This window comes from Lysobacter sp. CCNWLW3, from assembly GCF_036697405.1.
Lineage (GTDB): Bacteria > Pseudomonadota > Gammaproteobacteria > Xanthomonadales > Xanthomonadaceae > Lysobacter.
Window position 1 is genome coordinate 75,856 of sequence record NZ_JBAHWA010000011.1, and the last position, 23,806, is coordinate 99,661.

A 23,806-nucleotide genomic window follows, 5' to 3' on the forward strand; every position below is an offset into this window, starting at 1 on the left:
CACGGCCCGGGCTGCGAAGCGCGGGCCGCTTGCATCCTATGGCGCAGGCCCCCATAACCGTCGCAAGGGGCTGCATCGCCCGCGATCCCGGTCCGGTACGCCGTAGACGGCGTCCGGTTTTGCCTACCGGATTTCCAGTATTTTTTTCAGTGTTTTCTCCCCCCGGAGCTGTCATGACCGAACCCACCGAACGCGACGTGCTGGATCTGCCGGTGCTGCCGCTGCGCGACGTCGTCGTGTTCCCGCACATGGTCATCCCGCTGTTCGTCGGCCGCGACAAATCGATTCGCGCCCTCGACCTGGCGATGGAGTCCGACAAGCGCATCCTGCTGGTCGCCCAGAAGTCGGCCGAGACCGACGACCCCGGCGCGCAGGATCTGTACGCGATCGGCACCCTGGCGCACGTGCTGCAACTGCTGAAGCTGCCCGACGGCACCATCAAGGTGCTGGTCGAGGGCGTGTCGCGCGTCGAGGTCGACGCCGTGGCCGAGCGCGATGGCGCCCTGGCCGGCCAGGCCCATGTGGTCGAGCCGGTGGTCGACCGCGAGGAACGCGAGGTCGAGGCGATCGCGCGTTCGCTGATGACCCTGTTCGAGCAGTACGTGAAGACCAACCGCAAGCTGCCGCCGGAGCTGATGCAGACCCTGTCGGGCATCGACGAGCCCGGCCGCCTGGCCGACACCATCGCCGCCCACCTGGGCGTGCGCATCGGCGACAAGCAGAAGCTGCTGGAGACCCACGCCATCGGCGCGCGCCTGGAACAGCTGGTCGGCCTGGTCGACGGCGAAATCGACGTGCAGCAGCTGGAGAAGCGCATCCGCGGCCGGGTCAAGTCGCAGATGGAGAAGAGCCAGCGCGAGTACTACCTCAACGAGCAGATGAAGGCGATCCAGAAGGAGCTGGGCGAGATCGACGATGCACCCAACGACATCGACGAGCTGACCCGCAAGATCGCCGAGGCCGGCATGCCCAAGCCGGTCGAGACCAAGGCCCGCAACGAGCTCAACAAGCTCAAGCAGATGTCGCCGATGTCGGCCGAAGCCGCGGTGGTGCGCAATTACCTGGACTGGCTGCTGGGCGTGCCGTGGAAGAAGCGCAGCAAGGTGCGCAAGGACCTCAAGGCCGCGCAGGACGTGCTCGACGCCGACCATTTCGGCCTGGAGAAGGTCAAGGAACGCATCCTCGAGTACCTCGCGGTGCAGACCCGGGTGAAGAACATGAAGGGCGCGATCCTGTGCCTGGTCGGCCCGCCCGGCGTGGGCAAGACCTCGCTGGGCCAGAGCATCGCCAAGGCCACCAACCGCAAGTTCGTGCGCATGTCGCTGGGCGGCGTGCGCGACGAGGCCGAGATCCGCGGTCACCGCCGTACCTACGTCGGTTCGATGCCGGGCCGGATCGTGCAGAACCTCAACAAGATCGGCACCAAGAACCCGCTGTTCGTGCTCGACGAGATCGACAAGATGTCGATGGACTTCCGCGGCGATCCGTCCTCGGCGCTGCTGGAGGTGCTGGACCCGGAGCAGAACCACTCCTTCAACGACCATTACCTCGAGGTCGATCTGGACCTGAGCGAAGTGATGTTCGTGGCCACCTCCAACTCGCTGAACATTCCCGGGCCGCTGCTGGACCGCATGGAAGTGATCCGGATCCCGGGTTACACCGAGGAAGAGAAGCTCAACATCGCGATGCGCTACCTGCTGCCCAAGCAGATCAAGGCCAACGGCCTGAAGGCCGAGGAAATCAAGATCGTCGAATCGGCGGTGCGCGACATCGTGCGCTACTACACGCGCGAATCCGGCGTGCGCAACCTGGAACGCGAGATCTCCAAGATCTGCCGCAAGGTGGTCAAGGAAATCGCCCTGGCCGGCCCCAAGGCCAAGAAGAGCAAGGACGGCGCGCTCAGCATCAGCTCGAAGAATCTCGAGAAGTACCTGGGCGTGCGCCGCTTCGATTTCGGCCGCGCCGAGGAACAGAACGAGATCGGCCTGGTCACCGGCCTGGCCTGGACCGAAGTCGGCGGCGACCTGTTGCAGGTCGAGGCCACGCTGGTGCCGGGCAAGGGCCAGCTGATCCTGACCGGCCAGCTCGGCGACGTGATGAAGGAATCGGCCTCGGCCGCCCTGTCGGTGGTGCGCGCGCGCGCGCAGCGCCTGGGCATCGACGTCGAATTCCTGCAAAAGCACGACGTGCACGTGCACGTGCCCGAGGGTGCCACGCCCAAGGACGGCCCCAGCGCCGGCATCGGCATGGCCACCGCGCTGGTGTCGATGCTGACCAAGAATCCGGTCAAGGCCGATGTCGCCATGACCGGCGAAATCACCCTGCGCGGACGCGTGCTGCCGATCGGCGGGCTCAAGGAAAAACTGCTGGCCGCGCTGCGCGGCGGCATCCGCACCGTGATCATTCCGGAAGAGAACAAGAAGGACTTGGCCGACCTGCCCAAGAGCGTGACGCAGGGCTTGAAGATCGTGCCCGCGCGTTGGATCGACGAGGTGCTGGACATCGCGCTGGAGCGTCCGTTGACGCCCGCGCCGGTGTCCGGTCCGTCCGAAGTTCCGGTGCGCGAAGGCGGTCAAGCATCGCCTCAGCCGGACGTCAAGCATTGACGGATTCCGTTGGTCGGAAAGCGATCGAATCGGCTGGAAGGCCCGTCGTTATTAGCTTTCAGGCTTGCACCCCCAAAATGCCGCTGGTATAACGACCGCAACCGCACGAAAGCTGCCAAAAGACGCAGTAGCGCGCGGCAAACTCGATCGGCGTGGCCCGCTCGCGCAGCGCGCCACGCCGATTCTCAGAACACGCGGTAACACCGCACAGGGAGTCCAAAGAATGAACAAGGGTGAATTCATCAGCGCCGTCGCCGATGCTGCCGAGCTGTCCAAGACCGACGCGGCCAACGCCGTCGACGCCGTTATCGGCGTGATCACCAAGGCGCTGAAGAAGGGCGACACCGTCACGCTGGTGGGCTTCGGTACGTTCCAGGTCCGCAAGCGCGCCGCGCGCCAGGGCCGCAACCCGAAGACCGGCGCCACCATCAAGATCAAGGCCTCGAAGAACCCGGCGTTCAAGGCTGGCAAGGCGCTGAAGGATGCTGTAAACTAAGCGACTCGCTCGGGTGCTTAGCTCAGCGGTAGAGCGTCTCCTTTACACGGAGAGGGTCGGGGGTTCGAAACCCTCAGCACCCACCAGATCAAACTGGCCCTACTGCTAAGCCGCCCGCCGGAAACGGCAGTGCCGCGAGGCAAAGAGCCAAGAGTTTCAAAAGTGCGGAGTGGTAGTTCAGTCGGTTAGAATGCTGGCCTGTCACGCCGGAGGTCGCGGGTTCGAGTCCCGTCCACTCCGCCAGTTTCGCCAAAGGCGCCGGCAACGGCGCCTTTGTTTTATAAGTGAGAGCCCTCGATTTTGTTGCATAGCGGTAGAATCGCCGGGCCGGGGTTTAAACCCAGTTTCAAACCCAGTTTCAAACAGCGGAGTGGTAGTTCAGTCGGTTAGAATGCTGGCCTGTCACGCCGGAGGTCGCGGGTTCGAGTCCCGTCCACTCCGCCAGTTTTGCCGAAGGCGCCGGAAACGGCGCCTTCTTTTTTGCCCGCGTTCCGGGATCGGGCCCGGCAGCCGGGGCCCGGGCCCGGTTTCTCCGGCGCCGTTCGCGGTTTCGCCCCGGCCGGGAGCGCCGGCCCCGCCAGGGGCGCCCGGCCCGCGCGCCCGCCCCCAAGCGCGCTAAACTGTCCGGCTTACGACCTACGCGACCCGGATATGCTGCAGAAACTTCGCGACAAGACTTCCGGCTGGATCGCCACCGCGATCCTCGGCCTGCTGATCATTCCCTTCGCCTTCGTCGGCATCGAGCAGTACATGGGCGGGCGCACCGATACCTCGGTCGCGCATATCGACGTGCCGCCCTCGTACTGGCAGACCGCGCCGTCGTGGTGGCCGGTGTCGATGCTGTGGCAGCACGAGAAGATCGACGCCGCCGATTTCCGCACCGCCTTCGAGCAGGAACGCCAGCGCCGCCGAGCCGCCGAGGGCGACGCTTTCGACGCGCGCGATTTCGAGAGCAAGGAAAACAAGCTCGCGATCCTGGACCAGCTGATCGACCGGCGCGTGCAGGAACTGGCGGCCAAGGGCGAGGGCCTGGTGGTCAGCGACGCGCTGGTCAAGAAGACCCTGGCCGAAGTGCCGGCGTTCCAGGTCGACGGCAAGTTCAATCTCGACCGCTACCGCCTGGCCCTGGCCTCGCAGGTGCCGCCGCAGACGCCGACCCAGTTCCAGGAAACCGTGCGCCAGTCGCTGCAGCAATCGCTGCTGGCCGGCGGCCTGGTCGAGAGCGAGTTCGTGACCGCCGGCGAAATGGATCGCCTGATCCGCCTGATGGGCGAGACCCGCGACGTCGCCCTGGTGATGCTGCCGCAGCCCGCGCCGGACACCGGCGCGGTCAGCGCCGCCGAACTGCAGGCCTGGTACCAGTCGCATACGGCCGATTACCGCGCTCCGGAAACCGTGACCCTGGAATACGTGGAAGTGAACGCCGCCACGGTGCCGCCGCCGGCACCGGCCGACGAGGGCACGCTGCGTACCCGCTACAAACAGGAAATGAGCCGCTTCGTCGCCCAGGAACAGCGCCTGGCTTCGCACATCCTGGTGCGCGTGGCCGACGGCGCGGACGCCGCGGCGCAGAAGGCGGCCGAGCAGAAGGCGGCCCAGCTGGCCACCCAGGCCAAGGCCGCCGGCGCCGACTTCGCCGCCCTCGCGCGCGCCAACAGCGACGACACCGGCTCCAAGGCCGGCGGCGGCGATCTGGGCTGGGTCAGCAAGGGCATGATGGTGGCGCCGTTCGAGCAGGCGCTGTTCGCCGCTCCGCAGGGCGCGATCGTGGGCCCGGTCAAGACCGACTTCGGTTGGCACGTGATCCAGGTGCGCGAGGTCAAGGCCGGCCAGCAGCAAACCTTCGAGCAGGCGCGCGAAGCGCTGGTGCGCGAACAGGCCGAAGCCGATGCCGAGCGCGCGGTCAGCGAATTCACCGGCCGCCTGGTCGATCTGGTCTACAAGAATCCGTCCTCGCTGGCTCCGGCCGCGCGCGAGATGAAGCTGCCGGTGCAGAAGCTGGGCCCGATCACGCGCGATGGCGCGCGCACCGGCGCCCAGGGCCTGGCGGCGAATCCCGCGCTGCTGCGCGCGGCCTTCTCCGACAGCCTGATCGAGAGCGGTACGGTCAGCGATCCGGTCGAGATCGGCCCCGGCCACAGCGTGCTGATCCGCGTGACCGCGCATACGCCGGAGCGCTCGCAGCCGCTGGCGCAGGTGCGCGAGCAGGTGATCGCCGCGGTGCGCGCCGATCGCGCCGTCAAGGCCGCGACCAAGGAAGCCGAAGCGCTGCTGGCGCGTGTGCGCGCCGGCGAAACCCTGGAAGCGGTGGCGGCCTCCAAGCAGCTGCCGGCGCCGCACGCGATTCCGAACCTGCCGCGCGGCGCGCCGATTCCGGACCCCAGCGTGAGCGAGGCCGTGTTCGCGGTCGCGCCGCCGGCGGCCGGCAAGCTCAGCCCGGGCAAGACCGTACTGCCGGACGGCCGCGCGGTGTTGTTCGCGGTCAGCAAGGTCAGCCCGGGCGATCTGGCCCAGGTGAGCCCGCCGCAACGCGAGCAGATGCAGGCGCAGCTGGCGCAGATCAGCGGCGCCGACGACATCAAGGCGCTGGTCGCCGCGCAGCGCAAGCGCATGAAGGTGACGGTGGTCGATCAGAACCTCTGATCGGCTGGCGTTATCGCGAACAAAAAGCCCGGCCACCGCCGGGCTTTTTGTTTTGTGTTGGAGCGACCGACGGCTGTTGCGGCGGCCCTCACCCCAACCCCTCTCCCGCCAGCGGGAGAGGGGCTTGGCGGCGCCGGCGCTCGATCGCGGCCGGTTCTTGATGTTCCCTTCTCCCGCTTGCGGGAGAAGGTGCCCGCAGGGCGGATGAGGGCGGCGACTGCGGTTGGCGTTGCGCGTTTGCGGCGGCCCTCACCCCAACCCTTCTGTCGTCAGCGGGAGAGGGCCTGCGCGGGGAGCGTGCGACGATGCCGCATAAAAAAGCCCGGCATCGCGCCGGGCTTTTTTGCTCCGATATCGCGCCTACGCGCGACACGGACTCACTCGCTGTCGATCCCCGTCATGCCCAGGATGTTGTAGCCCGAGTCGACATAGGTGATCTCGCCGGTCACGCCCGAGGCCAGGTCCGAGCACAGGAAGGCGGCGACGTTGCCGACCTGTTCGATCGTGACCGTGCGGCGCATCGGCGCGTTCTCCTCGACGTGGCCGAGGATCTTGCGGAAACCGGCGATGCCGGCCGCGGCCAGGGTCTTGATCGGGCCGGCCGAGATGGCGTTGACGCGGGTGCCTTCCGGGCCGAGGTTGTAGGCCAGATAGCGCACGGTCGCTTCCAGGCTGGCCTTGGCCACGCCCATGACGTTGTAGCCGGCCAGGGCGCGTTCGGCGCCTAGGTAGCTTAGGGTCAGGATGGAACCGTTGCGGCCCTGCATCTGCGGGCGGGCGGCCTTGGCCATCGCGGCCAGCGAATAGGCCGAGATGTCGTGGGCGATGCCGAAGTTCTCGCGCGTGAGGCCGTCGAGGAACTGGCCGGCGATGGCTTCGCGCGGAGCGTAGGCGATAGCGTGGACCAGGATGTCGAAGCCGTCCCAGTGCTGGCCGAGCTCGGCGAAGCAGGCCGCGATCTGTTCGTCGCTGGTGACGTCCAGCGGGATCACGATGTTGCTGCCATACTCCGCGGCGGCCTTCTCCACGCGCGTCTTGAGCTTCTCGTTCTGGTAGGTGAACGCCAGTTGCGCGCCTTCGCGGTGCATGGCCTCGGCGATGCCGCTGGCGATCGAACGCTCGCTGGCGATGCCGGTGATCAATGCGCGCTTACCTTGCAGGAAACCCATGTGCACTCCCTAAATCTTGCGGTGGACGCGGCCGCCGAGGGCCGCGTGTCGGAACCGCCCGGCCGATGCGCGGTCGAGCAAAGACTCTAGTGTACCCGCGCGACGGCGACGGACGATCCGGTACGGTTCACGGCGCGCCCGCGGCCGGCGCGGCGTCGATCAGCAGGGCCTGGCCGGGCTTGAGCACGGCGTTGGCGCCCAGACCGTTGCGCTGCAACAGATCGGCGACGCGGATGCCGTAGCGCTTGGCGATGGTCCAGGCGTTGTCGCCGCGGGCCACGGTGTGGCGGCGCGGTTCGTCGCCGGCGGCGGTGTTTTCGGTGCTTGCAGGCTGCTCGCGCGCGGCGGCGGGCAGGGCCACGGCGCTGGTCGCCTGGGCCCGGTCGCCGTCGACGGCGCCGAGGGCGCCGGCAGGCACCGCCAACAGCGGCGCGCGCGTGCCGCCGGCCTGGCCGATGCGGCCGCCGACGAAGACCGGATTGAGGCGCTGCAGCTGGGCCGCGTCCTGGCCGCTGCGGCGCGCCCAGGCGGCGATGTCGGCGACGTCGTCGGGCACGGTCACCGCCTGCAGGCGCGGCACCGGGCGGTCGAGCGCGCGCAGCCATTCCTCGCGGTCGTCGGCCTGTTCCATCAGGCAGGACAGCGCATGCAGCTTGCGCACGTAGGCCTGGGTGATGTCGGACAGGCCGGTCAGCTGCTCGGGCTTGGCGTTGCGCGCGACCTGGCCGTTGCGCTTGAGCGCGCCGAGGATGCGGTACTCGCCGGCGTTGTAGGCCATCACGGTCAGGCGCCAGTCGCCGGCGAACATGCCGTGCAGGGTCTTGAGGTAGCGCACCGCGGCCTGGGTGGAGTCCACCGGCGACAGGCGGCCGTCGTAGCCGGCGCGGATCGGCACGCGGTGGTTGCGCGCGGTCAGGGCGATCATCTGCCACAGCCCGGCCGGGCCGGCGGCGCTGCGCGCGCCGGGCTTGTAGCCGCTTTCGACGAAGGGGATCAGGGCGTATTCGGTCGGCAGATGCGCCTCGCGCAGTGCGTCGACCACGTAGCCGAACAAGGGCAGGGTGTCGTCGTTGCTGGCGGCCAGGCGCTTGGGCGCGGTGGCGAAGTGCTGGCGCCAACGCGTGCTGGCGCCGGCTTCGCAGCTGGGATCGGCCAGGCCCTCGCGGAAACGCTGGTAGATCTCGCGGCCGTTGCGGGTGGGGCCGGCGACCGCGGCCTGCGGGGCGGGTTGGGCGAGCGCTGCGCCGGTGTCCGCGTCGCCGGTGTCCGCGGGCGCGGATTGGGCGTAGGCGGGCGCAGCCGCGACGGCCGACAGCGCCAGAACGATCGCCGCCAGCCGGCTGGCCTTGCGGGCCCGGCTCATGCCTGGAACCCGTCTTTCCAGCGTCGCAATTCGGCGAAGGCTTCGGCGTCGTCCTCGGGGTCGCGGCCCAGGCGCCGGCTCAAGGCCGCGCGCACCCCGGGTTGGTGCACGCGCAGGAAGGGATTGGCCGCGACTTCGTCGGCCAGGGTGCTGGGCAGGGTCGGACGTCCGGCGTTGCGCATGGCCTGGGCTTCCTCGATGCGGCGCAGCAGCGCCGGGTTGGACGGTTCCACCGCGCGCGCGAAGGCGGCGTTGGACAGGGTGTATTCGTGGCCGCAGCACAGGCGGGTGTCGCCGGGCAGGGCGGCCAGGCGCGACAGCGAGGTGTGCATCTGCGCCGGCGTGCCCTCGAACAAGCGCCCGCAGCCGAGGCTGAAGAGGGTGTCGCCGCTGAACAGCAGGCCGTGGCCGCCGACATCCTCCAGGTGATAGGCGATGTGGCTGAGGGTGTGGCCGGGTACCGCCAGCACGCGCGCGCTCCAGCCGCCCAGGTGCAAGCGCACGCCGTCGCCGACGCGCGCGGTGGCCGTGCCGATGCGTTCGTCGTCGGGCGCGAACACCGGGATGCCCGGCCAGTGGGCGAGGATGGCCTCGACCCCGCCGATATGGTCGTTGTGGTGATGGGTGAGCAGGATCCCGGTCGGGCGCAGGCCGTGCACGGCCGCGCCCAGTACCGGCGCGGCGTCGCCGGGATCGACGATCAGCGCCGACTCGTCGTCGGCCGACAGGGCCCAGATGTAGTTGTCGTTGAGGGCGGGCAGAGCCAGCAATCGCATTCGTTGAGCTCCTGGGCGGCCGGCCGCGCCGCGTTCCCGCTGAACCTGTCGCTGAACAGGGGCCGCGCCGCCGGGCCTGCGAAGGGGCCGCGCTTTCAAATGGATGTTCCGACAGAATGGCGACCATGCCCGCCCTGTCCACCGGCCGTCAACCCAATACCGCCCTCGCCTGGTTCGGCGGGATGGCCGGCCAGGGCCTGCTCGATGTCGAGTCCGCGGCGATGGCGCGGGTGCTGGCCGGCTGCCAGGCCATGCCCTGGGCCTGGATCGGGGTCGATGCGACCTCGCCGCCCGGCGGCCCGGGCGCGCGCGGGGTGCGCCTGCGCCGCCACGGCCAGGGCTTCGACGGCGCCTTCCGCAGCGTGCTGCCGCTGCCGCTGGCCAGCGAGGCGCTGGGCGCGGTGCTGCTGCAGCACGTGCTGGACGACGGCATCGACCCGATGCCGCTGCTGGACGAGTGCGCGCGCGTGCTCGCGCCCGGCGGCACCCTGTGGCTGGCCGCGCTCAACCCCTGGAGCCCCTACCGCGCGCGCTGGGCGCGTTCGGGCCTGCATGCCTACAACACCGGCGCCTGGCAATCGATGCTGCGCGGCGCCGGCTTCGCCTCCGATTCGGTCAGCCTGCAATGGTTGGGCCCGCTGTGGCGGCCCGCGCACGGCGCGGTCGGGATCGGCGCGGCCGACCGGCTGCGCGCGGGCATCGGCCTGACCGTGTCCAAGCGCGTGCCCGCGATGATCCCGCCGGCGCGGCTGCGCAATTTGCGCTGGCAGGCTGGCGGCGCGCTGATCGGCGGCAATGCGCGCCGTTCGGCGTCGCAGCGGCGATAATGCGCGGCCCTCTTACAGGACCGTAGGCTTTGCACGACAACGCATTGGCGACCGACACCAAGACCGTCGACATCCACACCGACGGCGCCTGCCTGGGCAATCCCGGCCCCGGCGGCTGGGCCGCGCTGCTGCGCTACAAGGGCCGCGAGCGCGAGCTGTCCGGCGGCGAGCCCGACACCACCAACAACCGCATGGAACTGATGGGCGCGATCATGGCCCTGGAAGCCCTGACCGAACCCTGCGTGGCGACCCTGCACACCGACTCGCAGTACGTGCGCAAGGGCATCACCGAGTGGATGGGCAACTGGGTGCGGCGCGGCTGGAAGACCGCCGGCGGCGAAGCGGTCAAGAACCGCGACCTGTGGGAACGCCTGCACCAGGCCAACCTGCGCCACAAGGTCGAGTGGAAGTGGGTCAAGGGCCATTCCGGCGACCCCGACAACGAGCGCGTCGACGTGCTGGCGCGCACGCAGGCGCAGCGTTACCGCAGCGCGCGCTGAGTTCGGCGAGAATCCCCCCCATGCGCCAAGTCATCCTGGATACCGAAACCACCGGCCTGAGCTGGGAGCGCGGCAACCGCGTGGTCGAAATCGGCTGCGTCGAGTTCGTCGAGCGCCGCCCGACCGGCCGCACCTTCCACACCTATCTCAACCCGCAGCGCGAGTTCGAGCCCGGCGCGCAGGAAGTCACCGGCCTCACCCTGGAGTTCCTCGCCGACAAGCCCAAGTTCGAGGCCATCGTCGACGAGTTCCTGGCCTTCATCGACGGCGCCGAGCTGGTGATCCACAACGCCGCCTTCGACGTCGGCTTCCTCGACAACGAGCTGGCGCTGGCTGGGCCGCAGTACGGCAAGCTCGGCGATCGCGCCACCATCGAGGACTCGCTGCTGCTCGCGCGCCAGCGTTTCCCGGGCCAGCGCAATTCGCTGGACGCGTTGTGCAAGCGCCTGGGCGTGGACAACGCCCATCGCCAGCTGCACGGCGCGCTGCTCGACGCCCAGTTGTTGGCCGAGGTCTACATCGGCCTGACTTCGGGCCAGAGCGATCTGGGCTTCGGCCAGGGCGAGGACGGCGGCGGGCAGGCGGCCGCGGCCGTGTTCGACCTGGACGCCAGCGCACCGCGCCCGCGCGTGCAGATCAGCGCCGAGGAATGGGCCGCGCACGAGGCGCGCCTGGAGAAACTGCGCAAGAAGGCCGGCAAGTGTTTGTGGGATGCGATGGAAGCGCCGGCGGCGACCTGAAGCGAGACGACGCGGCGATGCGGTTCGCCTTTGGCTCACCACATCCTACGGAGGCTGTTGGATGCGGTGATAACCGCGCCGTCGTTACCCGCCGCGTGGCGCGGCGATGCGGTTCGCCTTCGGCTCACCACATCCTACGGAGGCCGTAGGGTGCGGTGATAACCGCACCGTCGTCGTCCCCATGGTCGCCGCGGAAGAATCGAGCGGGTAGGGTACGGCGATATCGCGCCATCGTCGTCCGCCGTGCGGCGCGGCGATGCGGTTCGCCTTTGGCTCACCACATCCTACGGAGGCCGTAGGGTGCGGTGATAACCGCACCGTCGTCATCCCGATGATCGCCAATTGTTGCGGTGTCGCGAGGAAGGGCGCCCGGGGCGCCCTCCGCCGCATTCAGTGGCTGCGGACCAGGATCACCGTGACGTTGTCCGAGCCGCCGCCGTCCAGGGCGGCCGCGACCAGGCTGTCCACGCATTCCTGCGCGCTGCAGTCGTTGTGCGCGAGCACGCGCGCGATGCTGCGGTCGTCGACCTCTTCGGTCAGGCCGTCGCTGCACAGCAGCAACTGCATGCCGGGGCGGAGCTCGCCGGTCATGGTCTCGACGTTCAGATTGCGCGGATCGGTCACGCCCAGGGCCTGGGTCACCACGTTGCGGTGCGGATGGCTGCGCGCCTGTTCGTGGGTGATCGCGCCGTTGGCGATCAGTTCCTGGACGTAGCTGTGGTCCTGCGAGAGCTGGGCCAGCTGGCCGTCGCGCCACAGGTAGACCCGGCTGTCGCCGACCCAGGCAACCTCGAATCGGTTGCCGTTGACGCGCGCGGCGACCACGGTGGTGCCCATGGGCAGGGCATCGTTGCGGCGGCGCGAGGTGCGGATGATCTCTTCGTCGGCGATCCGGATGGCCTGGGCCAGCGGCGTGCCGTCGCGGACCTCGCGCACGATGGCCTCGCGCGCTAGCGCGCTGGCGACCTCGCCGTACTCATGGCCGCCCATTCCGTCAGCGACCAGCCATAGGCCCAGTTCGCTATCACCGTAATAGGTGTCTTCATTGAGCTCGCGGCGCAGGCCGACATGCGTCAGGTGTCCGAATTCGATCATGAGTCGATCATGCCGGTCGCGTTTGTCGGGGGCTCTTCGGGTAGGTAAACGGAATCATCGGGGCGCAGCGGCCGTGCAGCAAGCGCGGTCGCGTCCCCCTCACGACCATGCCCGGTGTTGCAGTAACGAAACATGACCGTGGCCGCGCATCATCGCGTAAAAAACATGCCGTGCGACACGGTTCGGCGCGATTTCCGCACGAGCCGGCGCCGCCTGCGGGATCCGCGGCCAACAAAAAAGCGGGCCCGGACGGGCCCGCTTTGCATAATCTGGCGGAGAGGGAGGGATTCGAACCCTCGGTACGCTATAAACGTACGCCTGATTTCGAGTCAGGTACATTCAACCACTCTGCCACCTCTCCGGGTGCAGTGAGCCGGGAATGATACGGGTCGCGGAGCCTTCCGACAAGGCGTGCGTCCGGGCGGCTACACTGTGGTCCCCCTGAACGAAACGCTGCCATGTCCGAAATCCTGGTTCCGGTGTCCTTCGGCGAACTGCTGGACAAGATCGCCATCCTGCAGATCAAGTCCGAGCGCATGAGCGACCCGGCCAAGCTGGCCAACGTCCGCAACGAGCTGTCGGCGCTGGAGCAGACCTGGATGGCCCATCCGGCCGCCGGCCACGACATCGCCCGCCTGCGCGCCGACCTCAAGGCCGTGAACGAGCGCCTGTGGGTGATCGAGGACGATATCCGCATCAAGGAGAAGGCGCAGGCCTTCGACGAGGAATTCGTGCGCCTGGCGCGCAGCGTCTATTTCGAAAACGACGAGCGCGCCCGGATCAAGAAGGACATCAACCTGGCCCTGGGCTCCAGCTACGTCGAGGAAAAGTCCTACCAGGACTACAAGAGCGGCGCCGCGGCCCCCTGAGCGGAGCCGCCGGATGCCCGCCGCGGCCCCTCGCGACCCCCGGCCGCGCGCCGCGGGCGGCTGGCTATACGACGACCTGCTGGCCTGGCTGTGCCCGGGCGGTCTGCTGCTGACCGCCTTGGCCCTGCGTTATCCGGCCGGCCTGCAACTGCTGCGCGCGCAGGCGCCGGAGCTGACCCTGCCGACCTGGTTCGCCGGCGCCTACGTGCTGGGCCTGGCGCTGAGCCCGCTCGGGCGCCTGGTGTACGCCCTGGCCCAGGCCATCGTCTGGCCGCGGCTGCGCGCGGCCTGGGCGCCGGCGATCGCGTTCCTGGCCCAGCGCCTGCAGCGCGACGAGGGCCTGCGACTGCCCGAGGCCGCGCATATGTCGACCTCGGTGTTCCACGACGTCGACCGGCGCATGCGCGAGTACCTGGAGGCGGTCGATCCGTCCTCGCGCCCGGTGCTCAACCGCATGAAGGTGCTGTGCAGCCTGGCCTGCAACGCGGCGGCGGCCGGCGTGGTGTTCGTCGCGGTCGACGCTCTGGCCGGCCGTTACGCCGGCTGGACCGCCGCGCAGGTCGGCACGGCCGCGCTCGCGATCGCCCTGGCCCTGGTCGCCGCGGTTTACCGCGAACGCCGGCGCCAGCGCACCCAGTTGTCGATTTGGCGGCGCTTGCAGGTCGCTGCCCAGGACTGAGCGCCTGCTTCCGGCGATAGCGGTCCGCACCGCGCCGGGCGACCCAGAGTGCCCCGGCGAGCGCGAGTCTCGTCAGCCTGTCCGCCTTCGGTAGCGCCGCGCCGCCCCGGCCTGCCGCTGCGCGACCGCCCGCACGGGGCCGGCCAGCCAGATTGGCCGCCGCGCGGAACCGCGGCGCATTTTTCGCCATCGGCTGCCGCTAGGGTGGCCGCGCTCCGCACCGGTCCGCGCTCCGCGCATGCCGGGCGGGGCGACAGCGGGCAGGTCTTGCGGCCTCTCGCCCACGGACCGGCCCGATCGATCAATGGATGGACGAATCAAGGAGCAACAACGTGAAAAAGGAACACGTGATAGGGACGATATGCATGGCGGTCCTGCTGGCGGTGTCGCCGCTGGTGGCGATGGCCGACGGATCCGAAGAGGAAACCCCCAAGGAAGAGCAGGACTTCAAGCGCAACGAACCGCCGGTGCCCGAAGCGGTGAAGGCGCATCTGGCCTATGTCGAGGACCTGGACCGCCGGTATCCGGACACCTCCAAGGTCGACCCCGAGCGCTTCATGGCCGAGGAAGGCGAGAAGGCCGCGCTGATCTATTGCCGGGCGCTGGGCTTCGACGGCCCCTGCGAACCCGACCAGAGCGGCCAGTCGATCCTGGGCCGCTCCGGCTTTGTCGCGCTGGATGAAGAACGCGCCGCGGCCAGGGTCGGCCGCTACGGCTGGTTCGACTGGCTGTTCAACCTGCTCTACAGCGTCGGCGTGATTCCCGACAAGGCCTCGTGCCCGTCGCCGCACGTGCTGGTGCAGATGCACATGGACGACGAGGACCGTCGCAACGCCAATTCGCGTTGGGGCTGGATCGGCGCGACCGCCTCCAGCAGCAATACCACCTGGCGTTTCTGCCGCCTGAGCTGGGACGCCTCGTTCGCGTTCAAGCCGCTGGCGAACTGGGGCAACCAGTACGACTACGCGGTGCAGAACCTGGGCATGTTCTGCCCGCCGGGCTCGCGCCGCGTGCTGCGCCGCCACGACAACGAGGATTGGGCGAACGCCAACTGGTCCAGCGGCGGCGTGTTCCCCAGCTTCAATCTGGGCGGCAACTGGTGGACCTACACCTGCCAGTACGACGGCGGCACGCCGACGCCGCTGATGTCCTCGTTCCCGACCCTGGGCTTCGGCTACGGTGTGTTCTCGCAGACCAACCTGCCGTGGCCGTACGCGCTGGCCAACGGCTACGTCTACCAGGACGACGAGGATTTCCTCAACCTCAACTTCTGGATCGGCTCGCCTGACGCGGTGATGGGCGGCGGCAACAACACCTGGCGCGGTCTGTCTCGCGTGAAGTAAGCGATCGAACGGCCCGGTCCGGCCTTGCGCCGGATCGGGCTGCGCGCACTTTCGGCGCCTGCCCGAACATGGTCTTAGGCCGGGCGGTTCGGCCCCCCAGCGCCGGTCGCAGAGGCCGGCGTTTGCGCTATGGTGCGCTCAGGAGCGACGCCGGCCCCGCGACGGGGCCGGCGTCGTCATGTATGGAGCGCAAAGGGGGCTCGCGTATGGTCAGTGTCTACGAGGTACGGATCGGAAACCGGTACATCGCGACCCCGTGCTTCGCGTTTCCTACCGATGGTGAAATCACCCTTGAGGTGTCTCATGTCGTTCGGTTCGCGAGGGTGCAACGGGACATCACGCAGTACCTGTCCGGCGTACCGGTGACCAACGACTGGCTGGCCAAGGCGGGTTTTGTCTTTTCGACCGCGTATGCGGGCTCGGTTCACTTCGAGCTGGCCACCCTGAAGTCCTTCATGCTGATGCAGGGCATGGGCAGCCCACCCTGGCGCATTTCGATGCACAACGCATACGCCCGCTTTTACAGCCAATCGCAGGGCATGCTCTACGTGCATCAGCTGCAGGATGCCTACCAATCGCTGATGGGAGAGCCGCTTCCGCTCCCGCCGGCGCCTTAGCCGACGCGCCTAGCGGATCGACGCGCGATCGCCTGGTGGCCACGCCGCGGCCTCAAGCCCTGGGATGATCGGTGCGGTAGCGCTCGAACGCCGCGATCCCATCTTCCACCGAGATCAAATCCATGACCCCGTCATGCTCGATCTTGGTTCCCCACTTGAGCTCACTACCCGGCTTGCCGCGGTACTTGCGCGCGGCGTCGTCGTAGCGGTCGGCGCAGTAGCGGCGGTCGCTGTAGGGGCCGCTGCGCGCGGGGTTGCTGGCCGCGTGCAGGCCCAGCACCTTGGTGCCCATGGCGTTGGCGATGTGCATGGGGCCGGAGTCGGGCGTCATCAGCAACTGCCCGCGCTCGAGCAGGGCCGGCAGCTGTTTCAGGGTGTCCTTGCCGACCAGGTCCAGCGCCGGCGCGCTCATCGCGGCCAGGATTTCGTCGGCGGTGCGGCGTTCCAGATCGCTGCGGCCGCCGCACAGCACTACCCGCCAGCCGCGCGCGGCGGCGTGATCGGCGACGGCGGCGTAGCGTTCGCTGCGCCAGTTGCGCAGCGCGTGGCTGGAGCAGGGCGAGATCAGCAGGCTGGGGCGGCCGTCGTCCGGCCATTGCGCGCGCGCCCATTCGCGCGCTTCCGCGGGTACCGGCAGGTCCCAGCGCACCTGGGTCTGGCGCAGGCCCAGGGGTTCGCAGAAGCTGCCGATCGCGTCCAGCACGTGGATGCCGGGGCGGTCGGGGATGCGTTCGTTGACGAACAGGCCGTGCAGGTCCTTGGCGCGCGAGCGGTCGTAGCCGATCCGGCGCCGCGCCGGCACGAAGGCCGACAGCAGGTTCGCGCGCGCGGCCACCTGCATCTGCAGCAGGGCGTCGTAGCGGCGCCGCGGCCCCAGATGTGCGCGCAGTTCGCGGCCTAGCGCGCGCATCCCGGCCAGGCCGGTCTTCTTGTCGTATTCGACGAAGCCCACGTTTTCCAGGCCGTCGAGCAGGCGGCGCTCGCCCTTGCCGATCGCCCAGGTCAGCTCGAGCTGCGGCCAGGCCGCGCGCAGGGTGCGCACCAGCGGGACCACGTGGGTCACGTCGCCCAGGGCGGAAAGCCGCAGCAGGCAGATCGAGTGGGGTGCGTTGTTCACGTGACTTGTTAGACTCCGGCGGATGACGGGCTACGACGCCGCCGAAGGATTGACGCCGTTCCGCGACGACAGCGGCTACGGCGCGATTCTGTTCGACCGCACCCGGGTGCGGCAAGCGAGCCCGGAATGGTTCTCGCCTGCCTTCTGGGGCGAACGCGCGCGCCCGGTCGACAGCGGCGGCCGCGGCGGTGCCTGGTTCGTCGACGCGCCGTTCGGCCCGGCCCTGCTGCGGCGCTACCTGCGCGGCGGCCTGGTGGCGCGCTTCAACCGCGATCGCTACTGGTGGCGCGGCGCCAACGAGACCCGCAGCTTCGCCGAATTCCGCCTGACCCGCGCGGTGGCCGAGAAGGGCCTGCCGGTGCCGCGGCCGATCGCGGCCTATTACCGCCGCGACGGCTTCTACTATTACGCCGCGATCCTGCTCGAGCGCCTCAACGACGTGCGCTCGCTGGCCGACCGCGCCGCGGTCGCCGGCGACGGCGCGCCCTGGGAAGAGGCCGGCCGCCTGATCGCGCGCTGCCACCGGGTCGGCCTGGATCACGCCGATCTCAACGCCCACAACCTGCTGTTCGACCCGACCGGGCGCGGCTGGGTGATCGATCTGGACCGCGGCCGCCTGCACATACCCGCCACCGGCTGGCGCGAGCGCAATCTCGCCCGCCTCAAGCGTTCGCTGCTGAAACTGCGCGGCGCGCGTTCGGCCGAAGAGGTCGAGCGCGACTACGGCCGTCTGCGCGCCGCCTACGACCGCGCCTGGGACAAGGGTTACTGATGAGCTGGCATCTGCGCCTGCACGGCGTCGGCAACGCGTCCGCGGTCGAGCTGGGCTCGGCGATGGCGACCATCGAGCGCGACGGTGCGCCCTGGCTGACCATCGACTGCGGCGGCGAGGGCCTGACCGCCTATCTCGCGCATTACGGGCAGGCGCCGCGCGCCTTGTTCATCACCCACACCCACCTGGACCACGTCGCCGGCTTCGAGCGGCTGTTCGTCTCGACCTATTTCGATCCCGAGCGCCGCGGCCGGGTCAAGCTGTACGTGCCCGCGCCGGTGGTGCCGTTGCTGCATCAGCGCGTGGGCGACTACCCCAACGCCCTGGCCGAGGGCGGGGTGAATTTCTGGGATGCGTTCCAGGTGATCCCGGTCGGCGCCGCGTTCTGGCACCGGGGCGTGCGCCTGGAAGCCTTCGCCACCCGCCACCACTGGCCCGACACCGCCTTCGGCCTGCGCCTGCGCGGCAGCCTGGTCTGGACCGGCGACACCCGGCCGATCCCGGAAGCCCTGGCCAAGTATGCCGACGCCGGCGAACTGATCGCCCACGACTGCGCCCTGCACGGCAACCCCTCGCACAGCGGCATCGAGGACCTGGAGCGCGAGTACCCGCGCGAATTGCTGGCGCGCTGCCTGCTCTACCACTACGCCAGCGCCGGCGAGGGCGACACCCTGGCCGCACGGGGGTATCGTGTGGGCAGACCGGGCGAATGCGTCGCCCTGGCCGAATCCAGCGCAGAGCAGGTGCCGCCGTCGTGAGCGCGTTGCCGGATCCGAAGCAGACGCCATGGGCGCAGGACGTCTACGGGCGTCCGCTGCGCGGCCTGCGTTTGTCGGTGATCGAGGGCTGCAATTTCCGCTGCCCGTACTGCATGCCGGCCGAGCGCGTGCCGGACGACTACGGCCTGGACGCGGCCTCGCGGCTGAGCTTCGACGAGATCGAAACCCTGGTGCGCGGTTTCGTGCGCGTGGGCGTGCGCAAGCTGCGCCTGACCGGCGGCGAGCCGCTGTTGCGCAAGGGCTTGCCCGAGCTGATCGCGCGGCTGGCGGCGATCGAGGGTCTGGAGGACCTGGCCCTGACCACCAACGGTTCGCTGCTCGCGCGCCAGGCGCGCGCGCTGCGCGAGGCCGGCCTGCGCCGGCTCACGGTCAGCCTGGACGCGCTGGATCCCGAACTGTTCCGGCGCCTGTCCGGCGGCCGCGGCGAGGTCGCCCAGGTGCTGGCCGGCATCGACGCCGCCCAGGCCGCCGGCTTCGGCTCGATCAAGCTCAACTGCGTGGTCCAGCGCGGCGTCAACGACGACCAAGTGCTGGCGCTGGCCGAACGTTTCCGCGGCAGCGGCCACGTACTGCGCTACATCGAATACATGGACGTGGGCACCTGCAATGGTTGGGACGCCGCCCGCGTGGTGCCCTCGGCCGAACTGCGCGACCGCCTGCACCAGCGCTGGCCGCTGCGCGCGCTGGACGCGCACTACCGCGGCGAAGTCGCGGCCCGCTACGCCTACGCCGACGGCGCCGGCGAAGTCGGCTTCGTGTCCTCGATCAGCGCGCCGTTCTGCGGCGATTGCCACCGCTCGCGGGTGTCGGCCGACGGCCGCCTCTATACCTGCCTGTTCGCCGCCGACGGCGTCGACTTGCGCCCGACCCTGGCCGAGGGCGAGTTCGGCCTGGCCGAACGCGTGGCCGCACTGTGGTCGCGCCGCGCCGACCGCTACAGCGAACTGCGCGCCGCCGACGCGCCGCGACCGAGCCGGCATGTGGAGATGTTCCTGGTCGGCGGTTGAAGCGCGCGGCGTATCATGGCCGCTGCCTGATCCACCGATACCGCTAGGCGCCCCGTCCTGCCGGAGCTCCATCGTTTGAAAGCCCCCAAATCCAAGTCCGTGCCGGCGCGTTCCACGCTGACCCATCTGGACCCCGAAGGCCGCCCAGCCATGGTCGACGTGTCCGCCAAGGTCGCCAGCGCGCGCGAAGCGCAGGCCGAGTGCCGGGTGCGCTTTCCGGTCGCGGTCGCCGCGCAGTTGCGCGCCAGCGGTCTGCGCAGCGCCAAGGGCGGCATCGTCGACACCGCGATCGTGGCCGGCACCATGGCGGTCAAGCGCACCGCCGAGCTGATTCCGTTCTGCCATCCCCTGCCGATCGACGGCTGCCGGATCGCGATCGACTGGCTGGACGAGAACTCGCTGCGGATCGAATGCCGGGTGCGCACCACCCATCGCACCGGCGTGGAGATGGAGGCGCTGACCGGCGCCACGGTGGCGGCGCTGACCGTCTACGACATGTGCAAGGCGCTGTCGCACCGGATCGTGATCGGGCCGGCCAAGCTGCTCGCCAAGTCCGGCGGCAAGCGCGACTTCGGGAGTGCGGCATGAATCAAGGCGGCACGACCCGGCTCACGGTGCTGTATTTCGCCAGCCTGCGCGATGCCGCGGGCCGCGGCGACGAGAGCGTGGAAACCGACGCGGCCGATCTGCGCGGTCTGTACGCGACGCTGCGCGAGCGCCACGGTTTCGCCTTGCCGGCCGAGCGCCTGCGGGTCGCGGTCGACGGCGCGTTCGCGCACTGGGACGACGCGCCGCGCGCCGGCAGCGAGGTCGCCTTCATACCGCCGGTGTCGGGAGGCTGAGATGGCGCGCTTCCGTTTGTCCGAAACCGCGTTCGACCCGGCCGCCACCCGCGAGTGGATGATGCGCGACGAGGCCGGCGCCTACGCCAGTTTCGAAGGCTGGGTGCGCGACCACCACCAGGGGCGCGCGGTGCTGGGCTTGCGCTACGAGAGCTATGCGCTGCTGGCCGAACGCGAAGGCGAGAAGATTCTGGCCGAGGCCCTGGAGCGTTTCGCGATCGTGGAGGCGCGCTGCATTCACCGGGTCGGCGAGCTGGGCGTGGGCGAGCTCGCGGTCTGGGTCGGGGTGAGCGCCGCGCATCGCGACGCCGCGTTCGCGGCCTGCCGCTACATCATCGACGAGACCAAGGCGCGGGTGCCGATCTGGAAGCACGAGCGCTATGTCGAGGGCGATGCGGGGTGGCTGCATCCGGAGCCGCCTGCGCAGGGGTAGGGGGCTGCGGGCCTTTGCGGTTGCGCCGTCGTTGGCGCGACTCGGTCGCGGCTTACGGCGCTCCTACACAAAGCAGGTGAATTCGATTCGTTGCCTGGAGGGCGTGCGATGCGACTGCGATGGCTGGTGATTTTCCTGGTGCTGGCGGCGACCGTGCCCGCGGGCGCGGCCGAGTTGCTGGTGGGCAACAAATCGGCCGATACGGTCTGGCGCTTGTCGCTGGAGGACGGACGCAAGCTGGGCGAGTTCGCCAGCGGCAAGGCGCCGCACGAGATCGTGGTGAGTCCGGACGGCGCGACCGCGCTGGTCGCCAATTACGGCGGCTCAACGCCGGGCAACAGTTTGAGCGTGCTCGACCTGCGCGGCGGCGCGCCGCGCGTGCTGGACCTGGGCCGGCACGGCCGCCCGCACGGCCTGCGCTTCCTGCCCGGCGGGCGCGAAGCGGTGGTCACCACCGAGGCCTCGGCGCAGCTGCTGCGCATCGACATCGCCAGCGGCAAGATCCTGGCCGAAATCCCGATGGGCGAGGGGCGCGGGCATATGGTCGCGGTCTCGGCCGACGGCCGGTTCGCCTTCGTCAGCAAGATCGATCGCGGCACGCTCAGCCGGGTCGATCTGACGACCGGCGCCAAGCTTGCCGAGGCCGAGGCCGGCGCGGGTGCGGAGGGCATCGCGGTGCGGCCGGGCAGCGAGGAGGTCTGGGTCAGCAATCGCGAAGCCGGCAGCGTGACCGTGCACGACGCGCGCACGCTGAAAGTCCTGGCGACCCTGCCCAGCCCCGGCTTTCCGATCCGGGTCGCATTCACCGCCGACGGGCGCCAGGCCCTGGTCAGCAACGCGCGCGCCGGCACCCTGGCGGTGTTCGACGCCGTCCGCCGCAAGCCGTTGGCGACGGTCGAGCTGACGCGCAAGGGCGTGGAGTACCGCGACACCCTGCTCGGACGCGCGGCCTTGCCGATCGGGGTGATCGCCGACCCGAAACGGCCGCGCGTGTACGTGGCGATCAGCGGCGGCGACGAGGTGGCCGTGGTGGATCGCAAGCGCTGGAAAGTGGTCGCCCATTGGACGACCGGACGCGAGCCGGACGCCTTGGCGCTGACGGCGCCTTAGCGCGGGCGCTGCCTCGCTCGTTCCCAGAGGCTCGTACTCGCAGCTGTGCGCGCTCGCCGTCCATGGTTCGACAGGCTCGCCACGCACGTCTCCTGGCGTCGCGACCGCCCCCGCTCGTCTTCCCCCTTTGAAAAAGGGGATTGAGGGGGATTTGCTTTTACGGCCGCGCAGGTCCGCCGTTCATGCCTCGACAGCTCGCCGCTAACGGTTCCGGGATCGCTTGGGGCTCGGCGGGATTCCCGCGCGCGAGCGCCGAACCGCTCGGCATCGCCCGATGAGGCCGCCCCAAAAGGTGGCGGCCCCGCCGGCTGACCTCGGCGCCCGCATCAGTCGATACCGTTGCTGCCTTCCGGCCCTGGCGGGATTTTCGACCTAGCGTCGCGAGGGGCCGACGGGGCCACCATAGGACGTGCGCATCTGGCGCGAGACGTGTCGCATGACGCGGCGACAGGACTGGAGCGACAAAGCTGGATTCTGGCGGAGAGAGCGGGATTCGAACCCGCGAAGCGGGGTTTAGCCGCTTACACACTTTCCAGGCGTGCTCCTTCAACCACTCGGACACCTCTCCGGGCCTGGGCCGACAGCGACATCCGGTCGGACTCAGGGCCGAGAATTCTAGCTGTCGCGGCGGTTCGCCACAAGTCGAGCTGCCGCGGTGGCGGCCGTCGCGAACGGGCGTGGCACAATGGACCGATCCGTTCCTGCGCCGCGCCGGCCGCTGCGGCGGAGGCCGTGGCGGCAGCGCGCCGGCCGCTCCGAAGCCGGCCGGTCCGCCGCAAGCCAGTCCAGCACACGCAACCAAAGGGTCCGATGTCCTACCTCGTCCTCGCCCGCAAATGGCGCCCCAAGCGTTTCGCCGAACTGGTCGGGCAGGAGCACGTGGTCCGCGCGCTGACCAATGCGCTCGACTCCGGCCGCGTCCACCACGCCTTCCTGTTCACCGGCACCCGCGGCGTGGGCAAGACCACGATCGCGCGCATCTTCGCCAAGTCGTTGAACTGCGAGCGCGGCACCTCGGCCGATCCCTGCGGCGAGTGCAATTCCTGCCGCGACATCGACGCCGGCCGCTTCATCGACCTGCTGGAGATCGACGCCGCCAGCAACACCGGCGTGGACGACGTGCGCGAGGTGATCGACAACGCCCAGTACATGCCCAGCCGCGGACGGGTCAAGGTCTACCTGATCGACGAAGTCCACATGCTGTCCAAGTCGGCCTTCAACGCCCTGCTCAAGACCCTGGAAGAGCCGCCGGGCCACGTCAAATTCCTGCTCGCGACCACCGACCCGCAGAAGCTGCCGGTGACGGTGCTGTCGCGCTGCCTGCAGTTCAACCTCAAGCGCCTGGACGAGGCCCAGATCTCGGGCCAGATCGGCCGCATCCTGGAGGCCGAGGGCATCGCCGCCGAACCGGGCGCGATCCGCCAGCTCAGCAAGGCCGCCGACGGCAGCCTGCGCGACGGCTTGTCGCTGCTGGACCAGGCCATCGCTTACACCGGCGGCCAGCTCAGCGACGGCGCGGTCGCGACCATGCTGGGCACCGTCGACCGCACCCGCGTCGGCGCGCTGCTGCAGGCCCTGGCCGACGGCAACGGCAATGCCTTGCTGGCGCAGGTCGCGGCGCTGGCCGAGTTCTCGCCCGACTGGGGCGGGGTGCTGGACACCTTGAGCGAGGCCCTGCACCGCGTGCAGGTGCGCCAGCTGGTGCCGGACGCGCCGATGGAGACCGACGGCGTCGACGTCGACGCGCTGGCGGCGCGGCTTCGGCCCGAGCTGGTGCAGCTGTGGTATCAGATGGCGCTCAACGGCCGCCGCGATCTGCCGCTGGCGCCGAGCCCGCGCGCCGGTTTCGAGATGAGCGTGCTGCGCATGCTGGCCTTCCGTCCCGCCGCGGGCGAGGACGGGCGCGGCGCGGCGCCCGCGGCCTCCGGCACGGGCACGGGCACGGGCACGGGCGAAAGCGCGCGCGGCTCCGGCGCCGCCGCTGCGGCCGCCGCCCTGGCCGCGCCCGCACCGCAGACGCGCG

General features: G+C 69.7%; 23 protein-coding genes, 5 tRNA genes and 1 other RNA gene. 21 read left to right on the forward strand and 8 right to left on the reverse strand.

The features are described 5' to 3' along the window. The first annotated feature begins 173 nt into the window (after positions 1–173). From lon to V1318_RS16185, 6 genes are all read left to right on the forward strand, one after another. Positions 174–2,606, forward strand: coding sequence for an endopeptidase La (gene lon, locus V1318_RS16160; protein ID WP_332940746.1), 2,433 nt, complete (start codon positions 174–176; stop codon positions 2,604–2,606). A 223-nt stretch (positions 2,607–2,829) separates the two neighbouring features. Then, positions 2,830–3,102, forward strand: a complete 273-nt coding sequence (locus V1318_RS16165; RefSeq protein ID WP_056173345.1) for an HU family DNA-binding protein — start codon at positions 2,830–2,832, stop codon at positions 3,100–3,102. 11 nt (positions 3,103–3,113) lie between these two features. Then, positions 3,114–3,188, forward strand: a tRNA-Val gene (locus V1318_RS16170). Positions 3,189–3,268: 80 nt separating this feature from the next. Continuing rightward, a tRNA-Asp gene (locus V1318_RS16175) sits at positions 3,269–3,345 on the forward strand. A 124-nt stretch (positions 3,346–3,469) separates the two neighbouring features. Continuing rightward, positions 3,470–3,546, forward strand: a tRNA-Asp gene (locus V1318_RS16180). Positions 3,547–3,753: 207 nt separating this feature from the next. Beyond that, positions 3,754–5,745, forward strand: coding sequence for a peptidylprolyl isomerase (locus V1318_RS16185; protein ID WP_332940747.1), 1,992 nt, complete (start codon positions 3,754–3,756; stop codon positions 5,743–5,745). A gap of 377 nt (positions 5,746–6,122) precedes the next feature. Here the strand turns inward: V1318_RS16185 and V1318_RS16190 are convergent, their stop codons facing one another. The 3 genes from V1318_RS16190 to gloB form a co-directional block, all read right to left on the reverse strand. After that, positions 6,123–6,914 (reverse strand): enoyl-ACP reductase, encoded by a 792-nt coding sequence (locus tag V1318_RS16190; protein ID WP_332940749.1) that lies wholly within the window; start codon positions 6,912–6,914, stop codon positions 6,123–6,125. A gap of 127 nt (positions 6,915–7,041) precedes the next feature. Next, positions 7,042–8,277, reverse strand: a complete 1,236-nt coding sequence (locus tag V1318_RS16195) for a transglycosylase SLT domain-containing protein (protein WP_332940750.1) — start codon at positions 8,275–8,277, stop codon at positions 7,042–7,044. Further along, positions 8,274–9,053, reverse strand: coding sequence for a hydroxyacylglutathione hydrolase (gene gloB, locus V1318_RS16200; protein WP_332940751.1), 780 nt, complete (start codon positions 9,051–9,053; stop codon positions 8,274–8,276). Before gloB ends, V1318_RS16195 begins: the two co-directional genes overlap by 4 nt. Before the next feature lie 125 nt (positions 9,054–9,178). On the opposite strand from gloB, the gene V1318_RS16205 reads away from it, so the two are divergent. Genes V1318_RS16205 through dnaQ form a run of 3 tightly spaced genes read left to right on the forward strand, consistent with a single transcriptional unit; the run spans position 9,179 to position 11,120 of the window. Further along, on the forward strand, positions 9,179–9,880 hold the full coding sequence (locus V1318_RS16205) for a methyltransferase domain-containing protein (RefSeq protein ID WP_332940752.1): 702 nt from the start codon (positions 9,179–9,181) through the stop codon (positions 9,878–9,880). A 44-nt stretch (positions 9,881–9,924) separates the two neighbouring features. After that, on the forward strand, positions 9,925–10,380 hold the full coding sequence (gene rnhA, locus V1318_RS16210; protein WP_332940779.1) for a ribonuclease HI: 456 nt from the start codon (positions 9,925–9,927) through the stop codon (positions 10,378–10,380). Positions 10,381–10,400: 20 nt separating this feature from the next. Continuing rightward, a complete protein-coding gene (gene dnaQ / locus V1318_RS16215) occupies positions 10,401–11,120 on the forward strand; it encodes a DNA polymerase III subunit epsilon (RefSeq protein WP_332940753.1) in 720 nt (239 codons plus the stop codon). Positions 11,121–11,510: 390 nt separating this feature from the next. Here the strand turns inward: dnaQ and V1318_RS16220 are convergent, their stop codons facing one another. Continuing rightward, complete coding sequence (locus tag V1318_RS16220; protein ID WP_056173368.1) at positions 11,511–12,215, reverse strand: PP2C family serine/threonine-protein phosphatase; 705 nt, start codon at positions 12,213–12,215, stop codon at positions 11,511–11,513. 270 nt (positions 12,216–12,485) lie between these two features. Then, positions 12,486–12,576 (reverse strand) — tRNA-Ser (locus tag V1318_RS16225). A 97-nt stretch (positions 12,577–12,673) separates the two neighbouring features. On the opposite strand from V1318_RS16225, the gene V1318_RS16230 reads away from it, so the two are divergent. From V1318_RS16230 to V1318_RS16245, 4 genes are all read left to right on the forward strand, one after another. After that, positions 12,674–13,084, forward strand: a complete 411-nt coding sequence (locus V1318_RS16230) for a DUF6165 family protein (protein ID WP_332940754.1) — start codon at positions 12,674–12,676, stop codon at positions 13,082–13,084. Between the two features lie 13 nt (positions 13,085–13,097). Continuing rightward, positions 13,098–13,763: a hypothetical protein gene (locus V1318_RS16235; protein ID WP_332940755.1), complete on the forward strand. Its 666-nt coding sequence runs from the start codon at positions 13,098–13,100 to the stop codon at positions 13,761–13,763. Between the two features lie 332 nt (positions 13,764–14,095). Beyond that, positions 14,096–15,106 carry a hypothetical protein gene (locus V1318_RS16240; protein ID WP_332940757.1) on the forward strand — a complete coding sequence of 337 codons (1,011 nt, stop codon included), beginning with the start codon at positions 14,096–14,098 and terminating at the stop codon, positions 15,104–15,106. Positions 15,107–15,312: 206 nt separating this feature from the next. Beyond that, positions 15,313–15,723, forward strand: a complete 411-nt coding sequence (locus V1318_RS16245; RefSeq protein ID WP_332940759.1) for a hypothetical protein — start codon at positions 15,313–15,315, stop codon at positions 15,721–15,723. Between the two features lie 52 nt (positions 15,724–15,775). Here V1318_RS16245 and V1318_RS16250 read toward each other — a convergent pair whose 3' ends face one another. Next, positions 15,776–16,840 (reverse strand): glycosyltransferase family 9 protein, encoded by a 1,065-nt coding sequence (locus V1318_RS16250; protein WP_332940761.1) that lies wholly within the window; start codon positions 16,838–16,840, stop codon positions 15,776–15,778. A gap of 22 nt (positions 16,841–16,862) precedes the next feature. Here V1318_RS16250 and V1318_RS16255 point away from each other — a divergent pair, with 22 nt between their 5' ends. The 7 genes from V1318_RS16255 (at position 16,863) to V1318_RS16285 (ending at position 21,783) form a co-directional block, all read left to right on the forward strand. Beyond that, positions 16,863–17,612 carry a 3-deoxy-D-manno-octulosonic acid kinase gene (locus V1318_RS16255; RefSeq protein WP_332940764.1) on the forward strand — a complete coding sequence of 250 codons (750 nt, stop codon included), beginning with the start codon at positions 16,863–16,865 and terminating at the stop codon, positions 17,610–17,612. Further along, positions 17,612–18,370 carry an MBL fold metallo-hydrolase gene (locus V1318_RS16260; protein ID WP_332940766.1) on the forward strand — a complete coding sequence of 253 codons (759 nt, stop codon included), beginning with the start codon at positions 17,612–17,614 and terminating at the stop codon, positions 18,368–18,370. Before V1318_RS16255 ends, V1318_RS16260 begins: the two co-directional genes overlap by 1 nt. Beyond that, positions 18,367–19,398, forward strand: a complete 1,032-nt coding sequence (gene moaA / locus V1318_RS16265) for a GTP 3',8-cyclase MoaA (RefSeq protein WP_332940767.1) — start codon at positions 18,367–18,369, stop codon at positions 19,396–19,398. The genes V1318_RS16260 and moaA overlap by 4 nt, the downstream gene beginning before the upstream one ends. 99 nt (positions 19,399–19,497) lie before the next feature. Then, positions 19,498–19,986 (forward strand): cyclic pyranopterin monophosphate synthase MoaC, encoded by a 489-nt coding sequence (gene moaC, locus V1318_RS16270; RefSeq protein WP_332940781.1) that lies wholly within the window; start codon positions 19,498–19,500, stop codon positions 19,984–19,986. Continuing rightward, a complete protein-coding gene (locus V1318_RS16275) occupies positions 19,983–20,240 on the forward strand; it encodes a MoaD/ThiS family protein (RefSeq protein WP_332940768.1) in 258 nt (85 codons plus the stop codon). Before moaC ends, V1318_RS16275 begins: the two co-directional genes overlap by 4 nt. A gap of 1 nt (position 20,241) precedes the next feature. After that, a complete protein-coding gene (locus tag V1318_RS16280; RefSeq protein WP_332940769.1) occupies positions 20,242–20,673 on the forward strand; it encodes a molybdenum cofactor biosynthesis protein MoaE in 432 nt (143 codons plus the stop codon). A gap of 108 nt (positions 20,674–20,781) precedes the next feature. Then, a complete protein-coding gene (locus V1318_RS16285; RefSeq protein ID WP_332940770.1) occupies positions 20,782–21,783 on the forward strand; it encodes a cytochrome D1 domain-containing protein in 1,002 nt (333 codons plus the stop codon). 298 nt (positions 21,784–22,081) lie between these two features. On the opposite strand, the gene ffs is transcribed toward V1318_RS16285, so the two are convergent. Together ffs and V1318_RS16295 are read right to left on the reverse strand one after the other, a co-directional pair. After that, positions 22,082–22,178, reverse strand: an RNA gene (ffs, locus tag V1318_RS16290) — signal recognition particle sRNA small type. Positions 22,179–22,258: 80 nt separating this feature from the next. After that, positions 22,259–22,351, reverse strand: a tRNA-Ser gene (locus V1318_RS16295). Between the two features lie 242 nt (positions 22,352–22,593). Here V1318_RS16295 and dnaX point away from each other — a divergent pair. After that, positions 22,594–23,806, forward strand: a 1,213-nt coding sequence (gene dnaX / locus V1318_RS16300; RefSeq protein ID WP_332940772.1) for a DNA polymerase III subunit gamma/tau, incomplete at its 3' end; no start/stop codon positions are given.

Excerpts from the sequence above, each read along its gene's own strand:
- lon (WP_332940746.1), top strand. The coding sequence starts at position 174 with ATGACCGAACCCACCGAACGCGACGTGCTGGATCTGCCGGTGCTGCCG.
- V1318_RS16165 (WP_056173345.1), top strand. The coding sequence starts at position 2,830 with ATGAACAAGGGTGAATTCATCAGCGCCGTCGCCGATGCTGCCGAGCTG.
- V1318_RS16185 (WP_332940747.1), top strand. The coding sequence starts at position 3,754 with ATGCTGCAGAAACTTCGCGACAAGACTTCCGGCTGGATCGCCACCGCG.
- V1318_RS16190 (WP_332940749.1), bottom strand. The coding sequence starts at position 6,914 with ATGGGTTTCCTGCAAGGTAAGCGCGCATTGATCACCGGCATCGCCAGC.
- V1318_RS16195 (WP_332940750.1), bottom strand. The coding sequence starts at position 8,277 with ATGAGCCGGGCCCGCAAGGCCAGCCGGCTGGCGGCGATCGTTCTGGCG.
- gloB (WP_332940751.1), bottom strand. The coding sequence starts at position 9,053 with ATGCGATTGCTGGCTCTGCCCGCCCTCAACGACAACTACATCTGGGCC.
- V1318_RS16205 (WP_332940752.1), top strand. The coding sequence starts at position 9,179 with ATGCCCGCCCTGTCCACCGGCCGTCAACCCAATACCGCCCTCGCCTGG.
- dnaQ (WP_332940753.1), top strand. The coding sequence starts at position 10,401 with ATGCGCCAAGTCATCCTGGATACCGAAACCACCGGCCTGAGCTGGGAG.
- V1318_RS16220 (WP_056173368.1), bottom strand. The coding sequence starts at position 12,215 with ATGATCGAATTCGGACACCTGACGCATGTCGGCCTGCGCCGCGAGCTC.
- V1318_RS16230 (WP_332940754.1), top strand. The coding sequence starts at position 12,674 with ATGTCCGAAATCCTGGTTCCGGTGTCCTTCGGCGAACTGCTGGACAAG.
- V1318_RS16235 (WP_332940755.1), top strand. The coding sequence starts at position 13,098 with ATGCCCGCCGCGGCCCCTCGCGACCCCCGGCCGCGCGCCGCGGGCGGC.
- V1318_RS16245 (WP_332940759.1), top strand. The coding sequence starts at position 15,313 with ATGGTCAGTGTCTACGAGGTACGGATCGGAAACCGGTACATCGCGACC.
- V1318_RS16255 (WP_332940764.1), top strand. The coding sequence starts at position 16,863 with ATGACGGGCTACGACGCCGCCGAAGGATTGACGCCGTTCCGCGACGAC.
- V1318_RS16260 (WP_332940766.1), top strand. The coding sequence starts at position 17,612 with ATGAGCTGGCATCTGCGCCTGCACGGCGTCGGCAACGCGTCCGCGGTC.
- V1318_RS16275 (WP_332940768.1), top strand. The coding sequence starts at position 19,983 with ATGAATCAAGGCGGCACGACCCGGCTCACGGTGCTGTATTTCGCCAGC.
- V1318_RS16280 (WP_332940769.1), top strand. The coding sequence starts at position 20,242 with ATGGCGCGCTTCCGTTTGTCCGAAACCGCGTTCGACCCGGCCGCCACC.
- V1318_RS16285 (WP_332940770.1), top strand. The coding sequence starts at position 20,782 with ATGCGACTGCGATGGCTGGTGATTTTCCTGGTGCTGGCGGCGACCGTG.